Origin of the sequence: Arthrobacter gallicola (genome assembly GCF_014836775.1) — a bacterium.
Lineage (GTDB): Bacteria > Actinomycetota > Actinomycetes > Actinomycetales > Micrococcaceae > Arthrobacter_B > Arthrobacter_B gallicola.
On record NZ_JACSQD010000003.1, the window covers coordinates 370131 to 391090 of the forward strand.

21 protein-coding genes and 1 other RNA gene are annotated in these 20960 nt (G+C 63.2%); 15 read left to right on the top strand and 7 right to left on the bottom strand.

Annotation, left to right across the window (positions count from 1 at the left end; genetic code table 11):
- Both H9639_RS08870 and H9639_RS08875 read right to left on the bottom strand, forming a co-directional pair.
- On the bottom strand, nucleotides 1-1099 hold a 1099-nt coding region (locus H9639_RS08870), incomplete at its 3' end, for a GH25 family lysozyme (protein WP_318242039.1).
- A gap of 487 nt (nucleotides 1100-1586) precedes the next feature.
- Complete coding sequence (locus H9639_RS08875) at nucleotides 1587-2876, bottom strand: hypothetical protein (RefSeq protein ID WP_191807714.1); 1290 nt, start codon at nucleotides 2874-2876, stop codon at nucleotides 1587-1589.
- A 418-nt stretch (nucleotides 2877-3294) separates the two neighbouring features.
- Between H9639_RS08875 and H9639_RS08880 the strand changes: the two genes are divergently transcribed.
- From H9639_RS08880 to H9639_RS08915, 8 genes are all read left to right on the top strand, one after another.
- The gene (locus H9639_RS08880) at nucleotides 3295-4395 is read left to right on the top strand and encodes an acyltransferase family protein (RefSeq protein ID WP_191807715.1); all 1101 of its coding nucleotides are present in this window, start codon (nucleotides 3295-3297) and stop codon (nucleotides 4393-4395) included.
- A 206-nt stretch (nucleotides 4396-4601) separates the two neighbouring features.
- A complete protein-coding gene (locus tag H9639_RS08885) occupies nucleotides 4602-5828 on the top strand; it encodes a CpaF family protein (RefSeq protein ID WP_191807716.1) in 1227 nt (408 codons plus the stop codon).
- A complete protein-coding gene (locus H9639_RS08890) occupies nucleotides 5825-6679 on the top strand; it encodes a type II secretion system F family protein (RefSeq protein WP_191807717.1) in 855 nt (284 codons plus the stop codon). The genes H9639_RS08885 and H9639_RS08890 overlap by 4 nt, the downstream gene beginning before the upstream one ends.
- Nucleotides 6676-7611, top strand: a complete 936-nt coding sequence (locus tag H9639_RS08895) for a type II secretion system F family protein (RefSeq protein ID WP_191807718.1) — start codon at nucleotides 6676-6678, stop codon at nucleotides 7609-7611. The genes H9639_RS08890 and H9639_RS08895 overlap by 4 nt, the downstream gene beginning before the upstream one ends.
- Before the next feature lie 56 nt (nucleotides 7612-7667).
- Entirely contained in the window at nucleotides 7668-7898 is a 231-nt protein-coding gene (locus H9639_RS08900) for a hypothetical protein (protein ID WP_191807852.1), read from the top strand.
- Nucleotides 7879-8340 carry a TadE/TadG family type IV pilus assembly protein gene (locus tag H9639_RS08905; protein ID WP_191807719.1) on the top strand — a complete coding sequence of 154 codons (462 nt, stop codon included), beginning with the start codon at nucleotides 7879-7881 and terminating at the stop codon, nucleotides 8338-8340. Before H9639_RS08900 ends, H9639_RS08905 begins: the two co-directional genes overlap by 20 nt.
- Entirely contained in the window at nucleotides 8312-8770 is a 459-nt protein-coding gene (locus H9639_RS08910; RefSeq protein WP_191807720.1) for a hypothetical protein, read from the top strand. The genes H9639_RS08905 and H9639_RS08910 overlap by 29 nt, the downstream gene beginning before the upstream one ends.
- The gene (locus H9639_RS08915; protein WP_191807721.1) at nucleotides 8767-9234 is read left to right on the top strand and encodes a pilus assembly protein TadG-related protein; all 468 of its coding nucleotides are present in this window, start codon (nucleotides 8767-8769) and stop codon (nucleotides 9232-9234) included. The genes H9639_RS08910 and H9639_RS08915 overlap by 4 nt, the downstream gene beginning before the upstream one ends.
- A 27-nt stretch (nucleotides 9235-9261) precedes the next feature.
- Here the strand turns inward: H9639_RS08915 and H9639_RS08920 are convergent, their stop codons facing one another.
- Nucleotides 9262-9567 carry a hypothetical protein gene (locus H9639_RS08920; protein ID WP_191807722.1) on the bottom strand — a complete coding sequence of 102 codons (306 nt, stop codon included), beginning with the start codon at nucleotides 9565-9567 and terminating at the stop codon, nucleotides 9262-9264.
- 185 nt (nucleotides 9568-9752) lie between these two features.
- On the opposite strand from H9639_RS08920, the gene prfB reads away from it, so the two are divergent.
- Nucleotides 9753-10871, top strand: coding sequence for a peptide chain release factor 2 (gene prfB, locus H9639_RS08925; protein ID WP_191807723.1), 1119 nt, complete (start codon nucleotides 9753-9755; stop codon nucleotides 10869-10871).
- Nucleotides 10872-10885: 14 nt separating this feature from the next.
- Here the strand turns inward: prfB and H9639_RS08930 are convergent, their stop codons facing one another.
- A complete protein-coding gene (locus tag H9639_RS08930; protein WP_318242040.1) occupies nucleotides 10886-13039 on the bottom strand; it encodes an acyltransferase family protein in 2154 nt (717 codons plus the stop codon).
- 283 nt (nucleotides 13040-13322) lie between these two features.
- Here H9639_RS08930 and ftsE point away from each other — a divergent pair, with 283 nt between their 5' ends.
- From ftsE to H9639_RS08960, 6 genes are all read left to right on the top strand, one after another.
- The gene (ftsE, locus tag H9639_RS08935) at nucleotides 13323-14147 is read left to right on the top strand and encodes a cell division ATP-binding protein FtsE (protein ID WP_191807724.1); all 825 of its coding nucleotides are present in this window, start codon (nucleotides 13323-13325) and stop codon (nucleotides 14145-14147) included.
- Nucleotides 14144-15055 carry a permease-like cell division protein FtsX gene (gene ftsX / locus H9639_RS08940; RefSeq protein WP_191807725.1) on the top strand — a complete coding sequence of 304 codons (912 nt, stop codon included), beginning with the start codon at nucleotides 14144-14146 and terminating at the stop codon, nucleotides 15053-15055. Before ftsE ends, ftsX begins: the two co-directional genes overlap by 4 nt.
- Nucleotides 15056-15108: 53 nt before the next feature.
- Nucleotides 15109-16500, top strand: a complete 1392-nt coding sequence (locus H9639_RS17180; RefSeq protein WP_318242041.1) for a peptidoglycan DD-metalloendopeptidase family protein — start codon at nucleotides 15109-15111, stop codon at nucleotides 16498-16500.
- Between the two features lie 49 nt (nucleotides 16501-16549).
- Nucleotides 16550-17023, top strand: coding sequence for an SsrA-binding protein SmpB (smpB, locus tag H9639_RS08950; RefSeq protein ID WP_191807726.1), 474 nt, complete (start codon nucleotides 16550-16552; stop codon nucleotides 17021-17023).
- A 161-nt stretch (nucleotides 17024-17184) separates the two neighbouring features.
- Nucleotides 17185-17554: a transfer-messenger RNA gene (gene ssrA / locus H9639_RS08955) on the top strand.
- A 328-nt stretch (nucleotides 17555-17882) separates the two neighbouring features.
- Nucleotides 17883-18614 carry a uracil-DNA glycosylase family protein gene (locus H9639_RS08960; RefSeq protein WP_225219371.1) on the top strand — a complete coding sequence of 244 codons (732 nt, stop codon included), beginning with the start codon at nucleotides 17883-17885 and terminating at the stop codon, nucleotides 18612-18614.
- Nucleotides 18615-18665: 51 nt separating this feature from the next.
- Here the strand turns inward: H9639_RS08960 and H9639_RS08965 are convergent, their stop codons facing one another.
- From H9639_RS08965 to H9639_RS08975, 3 genes are all read right to left on the bottom strand, one after another.
- A complete protein-coding gene (locus H9639_RS08965; protein WP_191807727.1) occupies nucleotides 18666-19037 on the bottom strand; it encodes a hypothetical protein in 372 nt (123 codons plus the stop codon).
- Between the two features lie 71 nt (nucleotides 19038-19108).
- Nucleotides 19109-19510: a DUF1269 domain-containing protein gene (locus H9639_RS08970; RefSeq protein WP_404799660.1), complete on the bottom strand. Its 402-nt coding sequence runs from the start codon at nucleotides 19508-19510 to the stop codon at nucleotides 19109-19111.
- 242 nt (nucleotides 19511-19752) lie between these two features.
- A complete protein-coding gene (locus H9639_RS08975; RefSeq protein ID WP_191807728.1) occupies nucleotides 19753-20865 on the bottom strand; it encodes a carboxylate-amine ligase in 1113 nt (370 codons plus the stop codon).
- Nucleotides 20866-20960: the final 95 nt, after the last annotated feature.

Below are 20960 nucleotides of genomic sequence, written 5' to 3' on the forward strand. Positions count from 1 at the left end.
AGACCTGGGGGCTGCGTGGGTAGCCCAGTGGGCCGTTTTCGAATCCGCTGGCCTGGTAGGCGGTGCGGATGGGGCCGTTCACACTGGCTTGAGCTCCTGTCGCTGGGGACCAGAGCACGGCACCGCCGGCAAAGTTTTGGTAGCACCCTCCGCCACTAAGCCCACAGACGACGCCGCCACGAGGTGCGCCAAGAGCTGGGTTGGCTGCTGCGGCGACACCAATGGCGTCAGCAGCCGGCGATCCGCTGCGGACAAACCGGTCCAGATCAGCAGTACTCCCGTTGAACACGTTTGAATCACCAGCGAAAGGCCCGGTACTGGAGTACTGCCAGACCTTGTATGCCGGCCAGCCATTCGGCAGGGCACCGGGGCCGGCCTGGCTGTAGGAAGCAATGTGCAGGGGATGGTTTGCAAAAGCGTTTGTGTTCCCGGTGCAGGTCCGCCACCAGTCAGCGGTGGTGTAGATCATCGGGACGCGCCCGGTGCGGGACTGGATGGTATTCGAGAAGTCCCTGATCCAGGCAATCATCTGGGCGGCGCTCATGTTGTAGCAGGTATTGCCCAGCTGAGGATACGGGTTGTACTCAATGTCCAGCAGCGGAGGAAGCGTCCGTCCGTCCGCCGACCAGCCCCCGCCGTTATTCACAAAATAATTCGCCTCGGCCGCGGCTGAGCCAACTGAGGGGATAGCGAAGTGGTAGGCGCCCCGCACCATTCCCACATTCCCCGAACCGTTGTACTGCTGGTTGTAGTAGGGGTTCTTGTAGTAGGTTCCTTCGGTTGCCTTGACGTAGGCAAAGCGGGACCCTTGGCGCCACGCGGAACCCCAGTCCACATTCTGTTGGTGGCTGCTGACATCCATGCCCTGGATGCCGGAGGGCATCCAGGTCGCGGCCAGCGCGGCGGCGGGAGCAGCCGCGGATGCTTCGCCGGACACCGCAGCGGCAGGGGCACCCGCCGCTGTGTCCGGAATCTGCAGCGGGTTTTCCAGCCCGGCTTCAGCATTAGCTTCCTGCTGTTCTTCCCCGGGGGTGGGGACCTGCGCATCGCCCGTAACCAGCAGCCGCTCCAAACCCTGACCCATGCGGGCCCCAAACACTCCCGCCTCCTCCTTGGCTGTCTCCGCCAGAGCGCGCGCGGCTGCAGTTGGGGATTCGGCAACGGAACCTTCTGCCGACGAATCTACGACGGGATCCGTAGCATCAGCCGAGGGCACCTCTGTGGCGGGCCCGACGGCAGATTCTAAAGGTGCCTGCACGGATTCGGAGCCAGTATATGCTGAGGACGGGGATGGTGCGGGTGAGGGCAGGGGCTCTGCTAAAGCGGGGGACAATCCACTGCAGACGAGGGCTCCGGTCAGGGCTGCACTCCCGAGCCAGCGGGTGAGCGATTTTATGTTCACAGTTACTCCAAATATTTGGCCCGCCATCGGGCCGGGGGTCATTGCAGACTATCGACAGCCGGGCGTTCATCGATAGGAACAACACGGGCATTTGATTCGGCGGGCCCTGTTTCGGACAGATAGACCTTTCCGCCGCTGTGACGCGCCGCACTCCCGATGTCTTGCAGGTTGCCGAAGAACGGCGTTATAGATCCTCACACCGAATCGTCGACCTCCACCCAGCTGGTTCCTGCAGTATTTCGACGCTTGAAAGTGTTGGGTCGGTACTGCAGGAAATTCGGGCAGCGCGCACTCCTTCGGCCCAGCTGGGCCCGCTGCTGCTAGCGGCATCAACTGGGAAGAAATAGATGGATTGGAGGATCAAGAACACCCCTGCCAATGCTGCGCGGAAGTGGGGGGTCTTGATAAACGAATCCCGCGTCCGTTGGAGATCAGAGCCTGAAGAGGCTGAAGTAGCCGCGATCAGCAGCGGTATGAGGGCCAGGAGGAACATCGACGGGGCCGTGCTGTAGCGGCTGAGGAAGAATTCCGACCATTTGTCAAGCGTATCGAATTCGGCGTATTTAAAATACGGTGCCGGATTGACAACGACGGCTGCTGCCCAAACAATACCGGAGGCGAGCAGCCATGTGATACCTGCAACCCGCTGTACACCAACTGAAAGCCGCATCACCAGGATAGCCACCACTGCAAAAGGTATGGCGCTGAGGATGATCGGGGCCGGACCGAAAGCCTGGATATGGTTTGAGATAACGGTACTGCTGCCAAAAGAGACCGCTGCACTGGAATTCAGAAAGTATCCATAAATAACCGACAAGATGTCCCAGTCTTGTCCCATGCCATCACGTTCTCTTGGGAACGCTAAAAGTGTGGTTATCTGACACACCACTCCGATGATGAAGCCGCCCTTAGCCCACCACAGGCTTTTGTCTTTAATGCGCCAGAGCAGGAGGGGGAGGAAGAGGACCGACTGAATCTCACTCAGTGCTCCCGCCAGCGCTGCTGCCGCCAGGACTAATTTCTGGGCAAACGTATCGGGATGCTTCAGGAGTACCCAAGGCATGAGCCAAAGCAGATACCAATGGAGATTGGCAGCGTTACCCATGGTTTCCAATGCGCCGGGTGCAACAAGCACGGGGATGGAAGCCCACGCAAGCCGGGCCGTCACATTAGACGTGAGAGCGGAAGTGCAGTAATACGTCAGAGCTGCGATGAGGCCAATGACAACACTGCACGCCGCCGTCAGTGCGACAGCATAAGCCTCCAACCCGAACACCGCCGCCACAAAGGCAACGATCAGCCGGGGCAAAAAGTGCAGATAACCGTCGTAGGGTGCAAGAAGGCCGGGTCCCTGCTCCAGGTACTCCTGCAGGAAAACGCGTCCGTCCTCAGCCCAAACTGTCCCGGAAGAAACGGCCGGGACACGGAAGAAGGCCAGCAGCGTCCCCGCGAGCCCGACTGCAATCAACATCATCCCCGGGGTGAGCTGGGGGGGACGGGTTCGCCGGCCTTTACCAGACACAGTACGGGGCCTCTCCTTGCGGTCGATTAACCCATTTACGACAGGGATCGGTGTCGGCATTCGGGCACTCGGACCTTTCGATAGCACCCGGACGCCCCAGGTTCAGTACTAGAGAATACCCTTTATGCTCCGCAGCGATGGCGCCGCACGGTCCGCGACGGGAGCGGCGAACCGCGAAGGCACGGCCGCAGCATTCCGGCCCACAGGCCGCGGAATCGCTGAACTGGGATCCAGATTCTTCCGGTGTGCGCCAAAACACTCCGCCTGCATTATGCTGGCCGGGGCTCATGATCCGCGCCCAGGAATCCAGCTGATGCCGCTGTTTCACAGCGCTGCACCAGGTTTTGTCATCACGTTGAAAGATTGATAAATGGCCGAATACGCACACCTGTCGGTGCAGGCAAAGCGAATTTCCCGCATAACACTGGGTGAGCTTTTCGACCCTAGAAGCAATTCCCTGAATGCAATCCGACTGGTTCTTGCGTCTCTTGTGGTCGTTTCACATTCATGGGTTATCGGCCGGGTTGGGGACGAGCCTTCTCTGGGCGGAAGACCCCTGGGAGCCTGGGCTGTCCTTGGGTTTTTCGGTATTTCCGGCTACCTCATTACCCGCAGCCGTTTCAATGGGCAGTCGGCAGCCCGCTTTCTCCGGGCCCGTTTCCTCCGGATATATCCTGGATTTCTGGCCGCCCTGCTCATGGTTGCCTTTGTGTTTGCCCCATTGTCGGTCGTTCTTGGGTCTGAGGGGTCACTCGAATTTAGTGACTCGCTGATGTACGTCGTTCGTAATCTGCTCTTATACCCACCGTTCCTCTCTCAGACCAGCATCGGTACCACGCTGGCGGAAGGAGAAATATGGAACGGTGCCCTCTGGAGCCTCTTCTGGGAAGCGTGCTGCTACCTCGGCGTCGGCGTCCTGGGTACCGCCGCGCTGCGGGCCCGAAGCAGCGCCCTGTTGCTGCTCATTTTCCTGGGTTCGACTGCCGCGGCATTGGCTGCACACATGGGACTGGTTCCGCCCAGCGAACTCACCCTCGCTCCTGCGCTCATGGCGGCCTTCAGCGGAGGTGCCCTGATGTACATACATGCGCGGAGAATCAGGGTTGTGCCTGCCGTGTCCATCTCTGCGGCCGTGCTCGCATTGTCCGTCGTCACCAACACTGCAACCGTTCTGGCGCCGCTTCCATTTGCAGTGCTTATCTTCGTCCTTGGCTCCGTCTTACCGCTGAGGCGGGTAGGAGCCAAACGCGACCTTTCCTACGGCATCTACATTTACGGGGTGCCGGTCCAGAACCTCTTCGAAGTTGCGCTTCCGGACCTTTCCCTGCCCGTCTATCTCTTCGTTACGTTTGCATGCGTCATACCGCTGGCGCTGGCAAGTTTCACGTGGATTGAGGCACCGGCGATGAGGCTCAAGCAAAAGGTAAGACCGGAAGCTGCCGTGGTTCTTCCCGCTGGCACCAGCAGATAACGCCTTTACCTGGGGCAAAACGCTCATGTCCTGAATCCGGTGCCCCAAGGCCGGTGACGAACCCAAGAGTTTTCCACATTAGGCGCCCTTCACTCTCGCCAGCCGTGACTAAATCTCCTATCCTCGCCCCCAACGGCCGCGATGATGGCCAGTCAGATTAGTCTCGTTGCTGCAGCTTCCAGCTGCGGAGAGCCCGGGGGAGCGCCATGGACGCTGTGCGTATTGTCGAGGATGAGGTTCGTGAGCTCATTCGCGTGCGCGGGCTGGACCCGGCGCGGCAGGTCCCCGAGGTCCGGCGCCTGGTTGAAGCAGCGGTCCAGGATTATGACGAACGCTCACTCCTGGGGTCGCTGCCGGCCCTTGGCCAACTGGACCAAGCACGGAAAAGGGTGTTCGACGCCGTTGCCGGGTACGGAGCCCTGCAGCCCCTTCTTGACGATCCCACGGTGGAAGAAATCTGGATCAACTCACCGGGCGAGGTCTACGCTGCCCGGGATGGCCGCTCTGAGCTGACCGCACTAACGCTCACCGCCGAACAGGTCCGCGACCTGGTGGAACGGATGCTGAAGTCCTCGGGCCGCCGCCTGGATCTATCCTCACCGTTCGTGGATGCCGCACTTCCAGACGGATCCCGCCTGCACGTGGTGATCCCGGATATCACCCGCAGGCACTGGGCCGTCAACATTCGCAAGTTCATTGTCCGCGCCAGCCGGCTGGAGCACCTGGTGGAGCTGGGGACACTCACGCCACAGGCGGCCCGGTTCCTGGCCGCCGCGGTGGCAGGAGGCCTGAACATCCTCGTGTCAGGCGCCACCCAGGCAGGGAAAACCACCCTGTTGAATTGCCTGGCCGCGTCCATCGGGGCCCGGGAACGGGTCGTGACGGTGGAGGAAATCTTCGAACTGCAGCTGCCCCTCCGCGACGTTGTGGGCCTGCAATGCCGCCAGGCGAACCTAGAGGGAACAGGGGAGATCCCCCTGCGCCGCCTGGTCAAGGAGGCGCTGCGGATGCGGCCGGACCGCTTAATAGTGGGGGAGGTCCGTGAGGCAGAAAGCCTGGACATGCTGATCGCCTTGAATTCCGGGCTGCCCGGGATGTGCACCGTCCATGCCAACAGCGCGCACGACGCAGTCACGAAAATTTCCACTCTCCCGCTGCTTGCCGGTGCCAATATCTCCAGCGCCTTCGTGGTTCCCACGGTGGCGTCCTGCATCGACCTGGTCGTGCACTGTGTCCGCACCTCCAGCGGGCGGCGGGAAATCGCGGAGATACTGGCGCTCGGCCGGCGCGTGGAAAACGGCATCATTGAGTCTTCACTGGTCTTTCAGCGTGAGAACGGCAGGTTGATGCCCAGCCTGACGTCCCTTCCGTCGCCGGAAAAATTTGCCCGCGCGGGGATGAACCTTACGGAGCTGCTGGAGCCGGCAGCATGAGTACCGTGGCTGGACTGACACTGGGCATCGGGCTGTTCCTCGTCTGGTGGTCCTGCTGGGCCCTGCCACCCCGCGCAGGAAAACCGCGGCGCCCAGGGAAATTGGGAGAGCTGCTGGCGGCGTCGGGGGTGTCGTGGGTGAGCCCCGCGGGACTGATCTCCAGCAGCGGTGTCCTCGGGATGCTGGTACTGCTGGTGGTGTGGCTGCTGACCGGATCGCCTGCCATCGGCGCCTGCTTCGGTGTGTTCGCCTGTGCTGTTCCGCTCACCGCGGTGCGGTGGCAGGCACGCAGGCGCTCAGCGTCGCTGTTAGAACTGTGGCCGGATGCCGTGGACCACCTGCGTTCGGCTATCCGCGCGGGCTTGTCACTGCCCGAAGCGCTGATCCAGCTCGGGGAGAACGGACCGCAGGAACTGCGCCCGCCGTTCCGTGAGTTTGGGGCGGATTACCGGGCTGGAGGCAATTTCGACGAAGCCCTGGGCAGCCTCAAGGAGAGACTGGCGGACCCGGTAGGTGACCGGATCGTGGAAGCCCTGCGTATTACAAGGCAGGTCGGCGGATCCGACCTCGGGCGGCTCCTTGGAACCCTAGCCGAGTTCCTGCGCGAGAACGCCAGGACTCGAAGCGAGCTCCTTGCCCGTCAATCCTGGACGATCAACGCTGCCCGGCTGGCCGTGGCGGCCCCATGGATCGTGCTGGTGCTGATGGCCAGCCGTCCCGAGGCCGTGGCCGCCTACAACACTCCCGCGGGAGCTGCCGTCCTCGTATCAGGAATGGTGATTTCGATCGGCTGCTACCGCCTTATGCTGCGCATCGGCGCCCTGCCACCCGACGAGAGGGTCCTGCGGTGAGTGCGGAGTGGCCGGCGGCGTTCCTCGCCGGAGCCGGACTCGGAATCGGATTATGGCTCACAGTTGTTCGGCTGCCCTTCCTTCGGCCGCGGACTTTTGCCGACCGGATCGCCCCGCAGCTGCGTGCCGGCACTCATGGCTCGCGCCTGCTCAAGCCCGCTGACGTCACACCCTTCGGACCCCTGGAACGGATCTTCCGTCCGGTACTCCACGACCTGGTCCTGAAACTGAACCGGCTCAATCCTGCTGCGTCGGCTCTGCACAAGCGGCTGGAGCGTTCGGGCAGAGGGCTGACCGTATTGGAGTTCCGCTCTGAGCAGCTGCTCTATTCCGGGGCCGGTTTGGTTGTTGGCGGGGCAGGGGCCGTATGGCTGGCCGTGAACGGCCGCGTTTCGGTGCCCGGAGCAGCGGTTCTAACGGTAGCCGGAGGGCTGCTGGGGTACCTGCTGCGCGACTATCTTTTGACCCGCTCGGTGACGCGGCGCGAGGCGCTGATGCTGGCAGAGTTCCCCAGCCTGGCCGAGATGATGGCTCTGGCGGTAGGCGCGGGCGAAAGCGCCGGCGGCGCTTTGGAGAGGATCAGAAGGACGGCGCACGGAGAACTGGCCGGTGAATTCGAAAGGGTCTTGGCGGAAACCCGCTCCGGGGTCCCGCTGCTGGGTGCCCTCGCCAATCTGTCCAAGCGGACACAACTGGCACCGCTGTCCCGGTTTGTGGACGGCATCTCAGTCGCCATCGAACGCGGCACCCCGCTTGCAGACGTTATGCGGGCCCAGGCCCAGGACGTCAGGGACCTCGCCAAACGCGAACTCATGGAAGAAGCAGGCAAGAAGGAAATCGCGATGATGGTGCCGCTGGTTTTCGGAGTTCTTCCGCTCACTGTCCTGTTCGCCATCTTCCCGGGCCTCGCCCTGCTGAAGCTCGGACTCTAAAGGCCAGGCCCAGCGCTGCTCATTTGCCGCCCCAAGAAAAGAAAGAAAGGGTTCCAATGCAAACAAGGTCCCAGATCCGCTCCTTTCCGGCCCGGCTTGCCGTCCGCCTGCAGCTCATGCTGCTGGCGGCACTTGCACCGGACAGAACCGACCGTGAACGGGGTGACGTTCCCGGTTGGGTAATGATCACACTGATGTCGGCTGTCCTGGTCGCTGCCATCCTTGCGGTCGCCCAGGAGCAGCTCGTAACACTCTTTGAATCTGCCATTGACCAGGTACGGCGGTAAGCCGGAGTCCGCTGCGGCCAGCGGCCGGGAGCGGAATGCCGGGGCAGCCCGCAAATCCGTCCGAACCGGCGAAGCTGGGTCAGCCGTCGTGGACTTTGTGCTGATTGGTGCCCTGCTGACGGTGATCGTCGTCGCGGTGATACAGCTGGCCCTGGTGCTTCACGTTCGCAATACGCTCATCGATGCGGCGGCATCCGGTGCCCGTTACGGTACTCTGGCGGACCGCAGCCCGCAGGAGGGGGTGGAACGTGCCCGGAACCTTATCTCCGGGACGCTGTCTCCGGCCTTCGCCGAAGACATCACCTACACCCGCATGGGAGACGGTGCTGCGGCCATGCTTCAGATCCGGGTAGCCGCCCCACTGCCGGTGATAGGACTGATCGGACCCAGCGGAGGGATAGAGGTGACCGGGCATGCTTATTGGCCTGACGCAGCGGATTAGGGCTGCCGCGGGTGACGACGGCGCTGAGCAGGGGAGTGCCGTGGTGGAGTTCGTGTTCCTGGGCGTCCTGCTGCTGGTTCCGCTGGTCTATCTCATTGTCGCCGCCGGACAGGTCCAGGGCGCGGCCTACGCGGTGGTGGGTGCCGCAGACCATGCCGCGAAGGTCTATGCAGCTGCGGGGCCGGACGGCAGCCCCGAAGCCCAGGTGCGCACAGCCGCCGAACTCGCACTCTCCGACTTTGGCTTCGATGGGGCGGGACTGGAGATGGCTGTGTCATGTTCAACCGGGTGCCATGCCCCCGGATCGACGGTGACCGTGACCGTGACCTTCGATGTTCCCCTGCCAGCAGCAGGCTCGATCCCCGGTCTGGACATGGCGCCGGTCCGGGTCGATGCCACCTCCATGCAGACAGTGGAGCGGTTCGGATGAGGACGGCGGAGAAGGTGCCGGAGGATGACGCCGGACAGGTCGGCGTGCTGATTATCGGCTATGTCCTGCTTGCGCTGCTGGTGATCACGGTTGTCGCCGCGGCATCATCGGTTTACCTCGGACATAAGAGACTTCTTTCGGCCGCTGACGGAGCGGCGCTCGCAGCAGCCGACACCTTTTCGCTGTCGCAGGTTCAGGGATCGGAGGCAGGGCCCGGAAATGTTCCTGCTGCCGTGCTTGATGCCGGAGCCGTGACCGCGGCGGTAGAGCGGTACCTGGCCGACAGCCGGGCATCGGAACGGATCGACTCTCTGAACGTGGCAGCCGAGACGGGAACAGTCGACAGCCGGACTGCCCGGGTGGTGCTGTCCGGCGTCGTTCACCCGCCGATCGTGAATTTCCTGGTACCGGACGGGATACCCATCACGGCCCAAAGCGACGCGCGGGCCCGCCTGACGAGGTGACCTGTCAGGGGGAGGCGCGCAGCAGGATTAGGACGCCTTTGCCTGCTCCTGCGGGGGATAGTGGCTCCATCCGCCATGGTCGACTTCCAGCAGCGCGCCGTCGTCGCCGAAGCACAGGGTCACACGCTCTCCGTACTGGTCGCAGGACGGATCGGGGCAACGGTCGCGGCGTGAACCCGCGTAGTCGGCAGCGGTGTACTGGTCCCAGTCATCGAGTTTGACCAAAGCCCACGGGTCGCCCTGGCCGGCCAGGTCTTCCAGCTGGTCGCGGCTGTACTTTCTGCCGGATTCGGGATGACGGACTGGAGAAACGGATTCTGGTTGCCGGTTCATGGAAATGACGTGGCTCCTTTCACTGCGGTGCTTCCTAACTGCGGTGGTTCCTTAACTGCTCGCTCCCCATCCCGCAAGGACAGCACCAATCTACTGCCAGCCACCGACGTTCCCTGGTTCATCCAAGGTGCGTCGGACCGCACCACCGGTCCCCGAACCGGGCCATGGCGTAGTCTGTAATCACCATGGCTGAAATTGATTTTCCCGCAGAAATCCGCGCGCTCCGCTCGACATTCGCGTCCATCGAGGACGTCTCCGACGTCGCAGCAATGAAGGAGGACATCGACGAACTGAGCGAGATGGCCGGGGAGCCCAACCTTTGGGACGACCCCGACGCCGCGCAGAAGATCACCTCCAAGCTCTCGCACCGCCAGAGCGCGCTCGAACGGCTGCAGAAACTCGAAGCCCGCATCGATGACCTTGAAGTGCTGGTGGAGCTCGCCCAGGATGAGTCCGACGCCGATAGCAAGGCCGAGGCCGTGACCGAACTCGCGTCACTGCGCAAGGCCCTGGCCGACCTTGAGGTTGTCACCCTGCTCTCCGGCGAGTACGACGAGCGCGAAGCTGTGGTCACGATCCGGGCCGGTGCCGGCGGCGTGGACGCCGCGGACTTCGCCGAAATGCTCCTGCGTATGTACCTCCGCTGGGCCGAACGCCACGGCTACCCGACCCAGGTCCTTGACACTTCCTACGCCGAGGAAGCCGGGCTCAAATCCGCTACCTTCGAGGTCAAATCACCGTATGCCTTCGGCACGCTGGTGGTCGAAGCCGGCACGCACCGGCTGGTGCGGATCAGCCCTTTCGACAACCAGGGCCGCCGCCAGACCTCCTTCGCCGCGGTCGAGGTCATTCCGCTGATTGAAGCCACCGACCACATCGACATTCCGGACAACGAGATCCGCGTGGATGTCTTCCGTTCCTCCGGCCCCGGCGGGCAGTCGGTGAACACAACGGATTCCGCCGTCCGCCTGACGCACCTTCCCACCGGGACCGTAGTCTCCATGCAGAATGAGAAGTCCCAGCTGCAGAACCGTGCCGCCGCTATGCGCGTGCTCCAATCCCGGCTGCTGCTGCTGAAAAAGGAGCAGGAAGACGCCGAAAAGAAGGCGTTCGCCGGCGATGTGAAGGCTTCGTGGGGTGACCAGATGCGCTCCTACGTGCTGAACCCGTACCAGATGGTCAAGGACCTTCGCACCGAACACGAGGTTGGCAACACGTCCGCAGTGTTCGACGGCGAGATCGATGACTTCATCGACGCAGGCATCCGCTGGCGCGCCAACGGCAGTGTCTCGGCCCGGAACTAAAGTTCCCGTCCGAACTACAATCCCAGGGAGTCCCGCAGCGGAATGGCGAGGGTCTTGGCGAAGGTGCCGGTGATGTGGTTATCCCGATAGACCAGAACGTTGCCAACTACGCCACGGCAGATACTCTCCGGGCAGAGGTAGTCCATTAGATCAACCACTGTGGCGCCCTCGATGGCGTCCGCCGCCTCAGCAAGCGGGCTGGTGGTCTGCGGGAGGTCAAAACTGCAGGCGCCGTCCCGGTCCTTGGCAACACATTCCGGCACGTTGAACGGCGGATAAGGTAAGTCGCTGATGACCGCCACCCGGATGCCGGCGTCAGCAAGCGGTGCCAAGGCTCCCGCGAAACCGCTGACAGCTTCGGCCTTATCGCCCCAGCGCCAGCCCAGCGCGTCCTCATATCCTGCGGGACTCAGGGCCGCGGTGACTACCAGGGCGGGCTTTATCGCCAGGATGTCCTTGATGGTCTGTTCGTTCTGACTGGAGCAATTGGTGTAGGTGAACGTATCTGATGTGAGCGGGTGGACACTGAAGGGACAGCCGTTGCGGGTGAGGACATACAGGCGGTGGCCGCTTTCGCGGGCCAGAATGCTGAGCGAGTCCATATATTGGGACGCGTGGGAGTCGCCCACGAGCACTATGCTCCGGCTGCTGGCCGGATCTCCGAAAACACAATCCGTGTAGTCGACCTTCGCCGGGTCATAGCTTGTACGGCATTCATCGGGAGCATGTGGCTGATCGGCGGTGGCAACCGCCGGGTCCGGCCGCACCGGCATGCGTGGGACTACCGCGTCAGGAGCACCGTAGGCCACCATTGCCCCGGGATATGACGCCAGGTCCAGCTCAGCGTTGAGCGCCTGTGTCTTCTCTTCCACAACCAGGTAGGGCACGGCAGCCACAGTCATTGGAACCACGGTCAGGAGCGCTCCCAGCACAAAGACAGAGCGGTACTCCGGCGTTGCTGCACGCCGCCGTCCTCTGGAACGGGATCGAAGCCGCCTTCTGAACCGAGCCGGATCAAATGTACGGAACGGTTGCTCCACAAAACGGGTTGAGAGTGCGGCCAGGGCGAGGCTGCCTGCGATGACGGCACCGCCGTGCAGCAAGCTCGGGGCAGGCCCGAAAACATACACCGAAAAGACGATCACGGGCCAGTGCCAGAGATAAAGCGAGTAGGAGATATCTCCGATATACGTCACCGGACGAAGCGAGTGCCAGCGCGCAGGAGCAGCGTACCCGAGGCGGCTCCGGGAACTGCCTGAAGCCAGCAGGGCCATGGTGCCGGCCACGGGCAGGAGCGCCACCCATCCCGGGAAAGCCATGGCGGTCGAGAACGCCGCGGCCGCAACGAGCACCATCAAGAATCCTGCCAGGCCCAGGACGGCGCTTGCGCGGGTTCCGAAACGGAGCCGTGGAACCAAGATCGCCAGAAGCCCGCCCAAGCCCAGCTCCCAGATCCTGGTGGTCGTGAAGAAGTAGGCAGGACCGGGAGCGGTGGCGGAATACAGGATTGAGTGGAGGAAGGAGGCCACGGTCAGTACACCGAGTACCGCGATGAGGACACCCCGAATCTGGCGCGTTCCGCGGGCCTTCCGGACGACACCGGCACACAGGAGCATGACCAGCGGAATGAAAAGATAGAACTGTTCTTCAACGGCCAAGGACCAGTAGTGCTGCAGGGGAGACACCGACGCTGTGGCACCTTCATAGCTGGACGCCGAGAAGGCCTGGTTCCAGTTTTGAATGTTCAAGCCGGCTGCAGCGACGTCACGGGCTACTGATTGCCAGCGTCCTTCCGGAAGGAGCAGGACGGTGGCGGCCAGGGTGGCCAGCAATACTGTGGCCGCGGCCGGCAGGAGCCGCTTGATGCGCCGGCTGTAGAACCGGGCGAGGGCCAATGTGCCTGTCGACATGATTTCGCGTGCCAGCGACCCAACGATCAGGTACCCGGAGATGACGAAGAAGACATCCACGCCCACGAAGCCGCCCGGAAGGGACAGCGGCCAGAGGTGGTACCAGATCACCAGAGTGACGGCCAGGGCCCTGAGCCCCTGGATGTCCGGCCGGTGGCCCGCAGGAGGCTGTTGGTGTCCCGCTGCTGCTGCCGGGTGCGTTGCCGGAGGCGGCTGCGCTGAAGACAGGGGAGACTCAGTCAGAGTGAGGGGTGGCACGAAGCGAAAGTATATGCGAACTACGCGGCGGCGCTTTGCCCTATGCTGCGGGACTGAGCCAGATAACGGGAGCCTGTCGGCTCATCTGATGGACGGCGGCTGGAGCGCCTGGAGGCCCAAATGACTGCGCTGTTCGAACGTGCCCGGCTGCAGGCCCGGCGACACACCCGCAAAGGCTCTGCCCGCCGCGGCATTCCGCTGGCTATAGTCGAAAGGCCGGTTACCTGCTCCCAAGCCCAAGGCCCTTGCCGTTCCGGTTGTTACGCGAGGGCATGAAACAGCGATGATCACTTTCGACAACGTCACCAAGGTCTATGACCGCAATTCCCGGCCGGCCCTGAACTCGGTCAGCCTCGACGTCGACCGCGGTGAGTTCGTTTTCCTGGTAGGAGCATCCGGTTCCGGGAAATCCACCCTCATCCGCCTGGTGCTCAAGGAAGAGCACGCGACCCGCGGCACCGTGTATGTGGCCGGCTCCAACGTCGCCAAGATCCCGAGCTGGCGCGTACCCCGCCTCCGCCGCGGCATCGGCGTCGTTTTCCAGGACTTCCGCCTGCTTCCCAACAAGACCGTCTTCGCCAATGTGGCTTTTGCCATGCAGGTCATCGGCCGCAGCCGCGCCGTCATCCGGGAGACCGTTCCGGAGGTCCTGAAGACCGTTGGCCTGGAAGGCAAGGACCAGCGGCTCCCGCATGAACTCTCCGGCGGCGAACAGCAGCGTGTGGCCATTGCCCGCGCCATCGTGAACAAGCCCGGCATCCTGCTCGCGGATGAACCGACCGGAAACCTGGACCCCACCACGTCCCTGGGCATCATGAAGGTCCTGGACCGGATTAACCAGAACGGGACCACCGTTGTGATGGCCACGCATGACCACGACATCGTTAACGCCATGCGCAAGCGGGTCATCGAACTGCGCAACGGCAAGGTGGTCCGTGACGAACGTGAAGGGATCTACCTGGCGACGGCGATGCAGCCGGTGGTCCCGGCGGCCGGAACCACATCGGCTCCGGCGGACGACGGCGGAAACTCCGGTGCCGAAGCGCCTCCCGAGACCGTCGACGCCGCGAAACCCAACGGCCTGGCCGGTTCGGAGGTCTCCGAATGAGGATGGCCTTCGTGATGGGCGAGATCGGTTCCGGGATCCGCCGCAACCTCTCCATGGTTGTCTCAGTCATCCTGGTGACCTTTGTGTCCCTGACCTTTGTCGGCGCGGCTGGCCTTCTGCAGCTGCAGATCAACCAGATGAAGGGCTACTGGTACGACCGGGTGCAGGTGGCTGTGTTCCTCTGCGTTGACAATGACACGTCCCCGTCATGCGCCTCGGGCGCGGTGACCGACCAGCAGCGCAACGCGATCGAAGCCAAGCTGAATTCCCCGGAGTTCGAGCAGTACATCGACACGGTCCAGTTCGAAGACCAGCAGACCGCGCTGGGCCACTTCCGCGAACAGTTCGCCAACTCCCCAATTGTGGACAGCGTGACCGCGGACCAGCTGCCGGAGACCTTCCGGGTGTCCCTGGTGGATCCGGAAAAGTATGAAGTCATCAACGAGGCCTTTTCTTCGATGCCCGGCGTCGAGTCCGTCAGCGACCAGCGGGAGCTGCTCGAAAAGGTCTTCTCCTTTATGAACATCGCCTCGCTCGTTGCGTTGCTGATCGCCGTCCTGATGCTGGTGTGCGCCATCCTGCTCATCGCCACGACAATCCGGCTGTCCGCCTTCAGCCGCCGCCGGGAGACCGGTATTATGCGCCTGGTGGGTGCGTCCAAGGCGGTGATCCAGCTGCCCTTTGTCCTGGAAGGGGTCATCGCGGCGCTCATCGGGGCCGTGCTGGCCTCGGGTACACTGTGGGCCGTTGCACACTTCTTCATCGGGATGCTGGCACGCCAGTACCCCGCGACTGCCTTCATATCTGCACAGGAAGTACTCATACTGAGTCCGGTATTGCTGATTCTTGGCGCGTTGCTGGCGGGCGTGTCCTCGCTGCTGACGCTCAGACGGTACATCAAGGTCTAGAGTGTGGGCACTTGCGAAAGGAAAGCTGAAAAGTTTCATGGAAAGTCCCGCCAATGATTGACCGTCAGGTTTCACGGCCGCGCCGTGCCAAACGGGCGGCAGCCGCTGCCGCTGCGATGGCGCTTGCCCTGGTCCTCGCGTTCAATTCCACCGCCAACGCGGATGACCTCACCGACCGCAAGGCAGCGCTCGACGCCGAGCAGCAGCGGGTACAGGAACAGTATGAGTACCTTGGCGAGGACATTGCCAAGACCGTGGCCCAGCTGAACATTTACCAGAACGAAGAGCTTCCCGCTGCCCAGACAGTACTGGCCGACGCCGAGGGCCGGGTGACTTCCGCATCAGCCAAGGTGGGTGCCCTGACCGACCGCGTGGCCCTGGCACAGGAAACCCGCAATACCATCAGCGCCCAGATCGACGAGGACAAAAAAGCGCTGGATGAAACCCAGAAGGTGATTGGGCAGATCGCCAGCCAGGCGTACAAGAGCGGGGGCGTGCCCTCGAGCCTCAGCCTGCTGTTTGGTGCCGAGGGAGCAGACAGCCTGACGGACTCCCTGGGTATGGCCGGGCAGGCACTGCGCGGGCAGAACGCTGCGGTGGAGCGCCTCACCCAGCAGTCGGCCACCAATGTGAATTCCGAGGCACGGCTGGCTGCGGTGGAAGAGGAGATCTCCACGCTCAAGGCCCAGGCCGAGGAAGCGCTGAAAGCCGAGCAGAGCGCCCGCGATGAAGCGGCCGCTGAGAAGGCCAAGGTTGATGAGCTGATTGCCAGCGCCGAAGCCCTCAACAATGAGCTTGAGGCGCAGAAGCCCGTTGTTCAGGCCAAGCTGTCCTCCATCCAGTCCGAGCAGGCAGCGGTCCAGGCTGAGATTGCCGAGCGCCAGCGCATCCTGCTGGAGGAAGCACGCCGGGCAGAAGAGGCACGGATTGCCGAAGCCAACCGGATAGCTGCCGAGCAGGCAGCGCAAAACAACCAGCCGGCACCGCCGCCACAGACTGTGGTTCCCACCAATCCGTCTGCCTTTGGCCTCCGGTACCCGGTCAGCGCGCCGGTAACTTCAGGGTTCGGCTGGCGCCCGACGCCGGCGGGCACCATCGATTTCTCCGGAACCGGCGGCTACCTGCACTCCGGCATCGACTTCGGTGCCGGCTGCGGAACACCGATCTACGCCGCTGCTGCCGGCGAGGTATGGCGCTCGGATATGGGCGGCAACGAAATGATCGGTACCGGAAACCGGATTGTGCTCAACCACGGCGTGATCGGTACCAGTGCCCTGGCAACGAACTACTACCACATGAGCAGCCGGGTGGTCTCCGCCGGACAGTGGGTCAACGCCGGACAGCTGATCGGCTACGTGGGCTCCACCGGCAACTCGACCGGCTGCCACCTGCACTTTGAGACCATGCTGAACGGTCAGCTGGTTAACCCCTCGGGGTTGCTCTAGGCCTACAATGGTTGTTCCGCGTCCTGGATCCACCCTAAGGAGTTGAACCGTGCCCAAAGAAAGTGGCCGTAAAGTTGTGGCCACCAACCGCAAGGCCCGGCACAACTACGAAATCCTCGATACCTATGAGGCCGGAATGGTGCTTATGGGGACCGAGGTGAAGTCCCTCCGGGAGGGGCGGGCTTCCCTGGTGGACGGCTTTGCGACGTTCTACAACGACGAACTGTGGTTGGAAGCCGTCTACATCCCTGAGTACCTCAACGGGAGCTGGACTAACCACGCGGCACGGCGGCGCCGGAAACTGCTGCTGCACCGCGAACAGCTGAACAAAATCTCGCAGAAAATCCGGGAGTCAGGGTTCACGATTGTTCCGCTGCAGCTCTATTTCCTGGACGGACGTGCCAAGGTGGAAATCGCTGTGGCCCGCGGCAAGCGCGACTATGACAAGCGCCAGACACTGCGGGAGAAACAGGATAACCGGGAGGCGCTCAGGGAGATGCGCGCCAAGAACCGCGGCGCCTGAGGTCCTTGCGGCGGCAGCTGCTCCGGAGGGACGGTCGTGAGCGTTCCGTCAACGCTGCGCGGCTGACCAGTGCGGTGCGGGCTGACCAACGCGCGTGAAGATGCGCTATAGTTAACGGTCCGGTGGTTAAACTGCCGGAAGATCAGTTGGTAACTGAATATGGGGATGACAGGTTTCGACGATGTTAGTCGCGACAGGTGAAGCGGGCCGAGGATGCAGGGTTATCTCGTAAACGCTCCTTGCAAACCAATAAGTGCCGAATCAAAGCGCACTGACTTCGCTCTCGCTGCCTAAGCAGCGGGCATAGTCCGTCAGACCGGGAATGCTCTCGTCCCGGATCCTGGCGTCATTTAGAGGGCCACTGCTGAGCACTTTCGCCGTTGGAGTGCTCGGGACTTTTAGACGGCTGGGCCCGGATCAGCCACTTGTTCACATGATGGCTGGGGCCGAGAAACTCCGACGTGAACTGCGCCCGGAGAAGCCCTGACAACACGACATCGGACGGGGGTTCAATTCCCCCCATCTCCACACTGCGAAAAGCACCTCGGCCTGCGGGCCGGGGTGCTTTTTGTGTGCCCGGGAACTGGCGGGAGAGCGGCAAGGAGCCCTCCGGCCGTGGATGGCTGGCACGGGGGCCGTGCCTGACCTTGGTAAGCTTGGGGGAAGCCCTCCGCCCGCCGTCCTGCGCTCTGCAGTGTCCGGATTCAGGTGTGGAGGCGCCCCTTTCCACCGCACCCACCACTGACCTGCTGCTCCGCTGCCCGCGGCCCTTGAAAGCCGTGCCGACCGGAGCGCTGTGCTGTGCCCCAAAGCCCGGCGGCGGGAAGAACCGCAATACCGTAGGAGAAGCGCCACCCCCATGCAGTCCGCCCCCGCAGAAACAGCCCTTAAAACACCCGCAGCGCTGGAGACACCCGCTGAAACAGCCCTAGAAGCACCAGCAGAAACAGCGCTGGAAACACCCGCAGAGACACCCACCGAAGCACTGTCGCTGTTCGACCGCCGCTACGAACCCAACGTCGCCGAGGTGAACCAGCTCTGTGACTCCCTGATGGAACTCAAGCCCGGCAGCCAGGTGCCGTACATCGACCCGCAGCATGATGTGGACGAAGCCAGGATCGTCAGTCTCTTCTCCAACAACGGTCCGGCGCACCCGTCAGGATTCATTACCGCCGGAAGCGACGAGGCGATGACCCGCCTGCTGGGGGTCCACTGGCAGGTGGGCCTGCGGCCGGAGTACGTGATGCCGTGGAACGTGCACCCCTGGTACACGCCGGGGGAGCCGCACACCAAGCTGACTAAGGAAGAAGTCCAGGAGGGGCTGCGGCCGCTGCTGCGCTTCCTGGCGCTGGTGCCGCGTGCCTCGGTGATCGTGGCGCACGGCACAGAGGCCCAGCGGCTGTGTGCGGCGTTCCTGAAGACCGAGAACCGCATGATCTACCGGCGCAGCTTCAAGATCTACAAGGCCCGGTCCGCGGAGGGACGCTCCTTCGGGGCCACGGAGGAACGCCAGCAGGAGTCACTCGCAGAGATGCGGCTGGCCTACAAGGACGCGATGGCCCGGACCGGACTGGCTGCCACCGGACGCTAGCCGCACCCGGGAACAAACCCGGCCCGGGCTAGCCAGCCGCCGGCCCGGGCATCAGCCGGCTGACACCGGAACATCGACGATTCCGGTGAAACGGCTGCCAACGCCTTCGTACTCGCTCCGAACGCAGCCCGCGGGAACCGGGGGAAGCTCCCGCACACTGTGGTCGAAACAGACCGTGTGGGTGAACTCCGGCCACCACTTTTTTGGCCGTGCCGTCTCGCGGTAGCCGCAGACTGAGCACTCCAGGGAGACCCAGACCGGGCGCTTACCGGTCCGGTTGGCGCGCGACTGGACAAGCCACTGCGGCGGATTTGCTTCGAGTTCATCGAGCTCGGAACGTTCCAGCTTCGGCGGAATGCCGTGACGGGTGGCCATTTCGAGCGGAATATCAAGGATCTGTGCGGCAAGGCGTCTGGTAATCATCGCCTTTAACGATACGGCAGGGCACGACGGCGGGTTCCCGCCGCCGTGCCCTGCCGTATTAATCAGCCGGTTCAGTCCGCCTCGGCAAAGGCCTGCCGGAGATTCGCCTCCTGCTCCTTGGAGAGGTTGGTGGCGATCAGGGTCGCGTTCGGGAAGCCATCCTTGAAAGCATCAAGAACCCGGTCTTCAACAGCATCCGATGACAGCACAAAGAGTGCCGACGTTCCCGGCGTGACTTCCTGCCGGACCTGCTTGATGAAGTTATCGTCAATGCCGACATCCACCATCGACGCCGACAGGGCACCCACAGCAGCACCAACGGCGGCCCCGATCAGCGGAATGAAGAAGATCAGCCCGAAGAGCAGCCCCCAGAAACCGCCGCCCAGTGCCCCTGTGCCAACCAGATTGTGCTCCTGGATGGTCCGGGGCTTCTTCTTGTCGCGGGGCCACGTGATGATCGCCTCGTCCTGCACATTGATCAGGTTCTGGGACTGGAGGCTGGCGAGGGTTTGCGTTGCCCGTTCTGCGGCATCCGCGTCGGGGAATTTCCATACGGTCAGTGTTGCCATGGCAGATACTCCAAACGGTTGTGATCCAGGCACCGCCTGCTGCGCCAGGGGCGCAACAGGCAGAGTAGACGTCACGTTAGCCAGCGCAATACACCGAGATCAAGGAAAGCCGGGCCCCGGAGCCGGGTCAGCCTCAGATCAGTTTCCTACCGCCCGGAATCACCGTCGCCGGACAGGCTGGACCGGTAAAGCTCCAGCAGGCCGGCGGTGCCGCCCGTTTCCCTGGCCCGGCGCTGCCGTTCGGCGCCCGTGCCGTTCTCCCAGAGACCGGCGAGGCCTGCCTGAACCCATTCCGTGTCCTTCTCCGCTTCCAGCGCCGCTCCGGTGAACTCGAGCAGGGCACGGATCCGGTCCTTGGCCGGAACCAGCTCCGCGCTCACCGGGTCAACCAGTGTGCTGGTCAGGCCCTGACGGGCGGCCTGCCACATCGCGGCGTCGAGCAGCTCGGCTTCCGGGACGGGCCGGTGCACATCCCGCTCTGCTTCCTCCACGGCGGTGCTGACCAGCCCGCGGATCAAAGCCGCCAGGAGGACAGAATCACGGGCCTCGAGCTGGGCATCGCCGGCACGGACCTCCAACGTGGGGTAGGAATCCGAAAGCCGGGCCATCCAGGTCAGGACTCCGCGGTCAATGATCGCTCCGGTTGCCACCAGCTGTTTCACCCGGCGCTCGTAATCTGCCGCATCCTGGAAGACCGGCGGGCAGCCCTGGACGGGCCAGCGGCGGTAGTGCACTACCCGCCAGCTGCCGAAACCGCTGTCCCGGCCCAGCCAGTAGGGCGAATTGGTGCTCATGGCGACGATCACCGGCAGCCATTCCCGGATTCGGTTCAAAGCCTGGACCCCGGACTCCCGGTCCGGAATCGACACGTGCACGTGCAGGCCGTTGACGAACTGGTCGCCGACTATGCCCGGTGCACTGTCCCGCAGGTCCCGGTACCGTTCCTTGTCCGTGAGCTCGGGGTAGTGGTCCTCGATAAACGGTGCGGACGCGGTTCCGGCGGCCACCACTGAAGCCTTTCTGGCTGCTGCCTCAAGCTGGGTGCGGAAATTGAGCAGGTATTCCTCCGCCTCCGTCAGCGTGGAAGAAACCGGGGTGGCGGTTTCAAGCTGGCAGCTGAGCAGCTCACGCTGGATTTCATCCTCGGTCACCCGCGGGGACTGGTGCAGGTATCCGGCTACCTCATCAGCCTTGTGCACCGGCAGCCCGGTGGACGGATCCAGCAGCAGGTACTCTTCCTCGATGCCCAGTGTCGCCATGCATCCCTCCAAGATCGTGTTACGGCCAGGGGCGCAGGTAGCGCTGAGCCTGTCTAAAAGCCTAGGTCCAAAATCCTTGCCGGCACCAAATAAGA

Excerpts from the sequence above, each read along its gene's own strand:
- H9639_RS08885 (WP_191807716.1), top strand. The coding sequence starts at position 4,602 with ATGGACGCTGTGCGTATTGTCGAGGATGAGGTTCGTGAGCTCATTCGC.
- H9639_RS08900 (WP_191807852.1), top strand. The coding sequence starts at position 7,668 with ATGCAAACAAGGTCCCAGATCCGCTCCTTTCCGGCCCGGCTTGCCGTC.
- H9639_RS08910 (WP_191807720.1), top strand. The coding sequence starts at position 8,312 with ATGCTTATTGGCCTGACGCAGCGGATTAGGGCTGCCGCGGGTGACGAC.
- ftsX (WP_191807725.1), top strand. The coding sequence starts at position 14,144 with ATGAGGATGGCCTTCGTGATGGGCGAGATCGGTTCCGGGATCCGCCGC.
- H9639_RS08975 (WP_191807728.1), bottom strand. The coding sequence starts at position 20,865 with ATGGCGACACTGGGCATCGAGGAAGAGTACCTGCTGCTGGATCCGTCC.
- H9639_RS08965 (WP_191807727.1), bottom strand. The coding sequence starts at position 19,037 with ATGATTACCAGACGCCTTGCCGCACAGATCCTTGATATTCCGCTCGAA.
- H9639_RS08960 (WP_225219371.1), top strand. The coding sequence starts at position 17,883 with ATGCAGTCCGCCCCCGCAGAAACAGCCCTTAAAACACCCGCAGCGCTG.
- H9639_RS08920 (WP_191807722.1), bottom strand. The coding sequence starts at position 9,567 with ATGAACCGGCAACCAGAATCCGTTTCTCCAGTCCGTCATCCCGAATCC.
- H9639_RS17180 (WP_318242041.1), top strand. The coding sequence starts at position 15,109 with ATGATTGACCGTCAGGTTTCACGGCCGCGCCGTGCCAAACGGGCGGCA.
- H9639_RS08890 (WP_191807717.1), top strand. The coding sequence starts at position 5,825 with ATGAGTACCGTGGCTGGACTGACACTGGGCATCGGGCTGTTCCTCGTC.
- H9639_RS08915 (WP_191807721.1), top strand. The coding sequence starts at position 8,767 with ATGAGGACGGCGGAGAAGGTGCCGGAGGATGACGCCGGACAGGTCGGC.
- ftsE (WP_191807724.1), top strand. The coding sequence starts at position 13,323 with ATGATCACTTTCGACAACGTCACCAAGGTCTATGACCGCAATTCCCGG.
- H9639_RS08875 (WP_191807714.1), bottom strand. The coding sequence starts at position 2,876 with ATGATGTTGATTGCAGTCGGGCTCGCGGGGACGCTGCTGGCCTTCTTC.
- prfB (WP_191807723.1), top strand. The coding sequence starts at position 9,753 with ATGGCTGAAATTGATTTTCCCGCAGAAATCCGCGCGCTCCGCTCGACA.
- H9639_RS08880 (WP_191807715.1), top strand. The coding sequence starts at position 3,295 with ATGGCCGAATACGCACACCTGTCGGTGCAGGCAAAGCGAATTTCCCGC.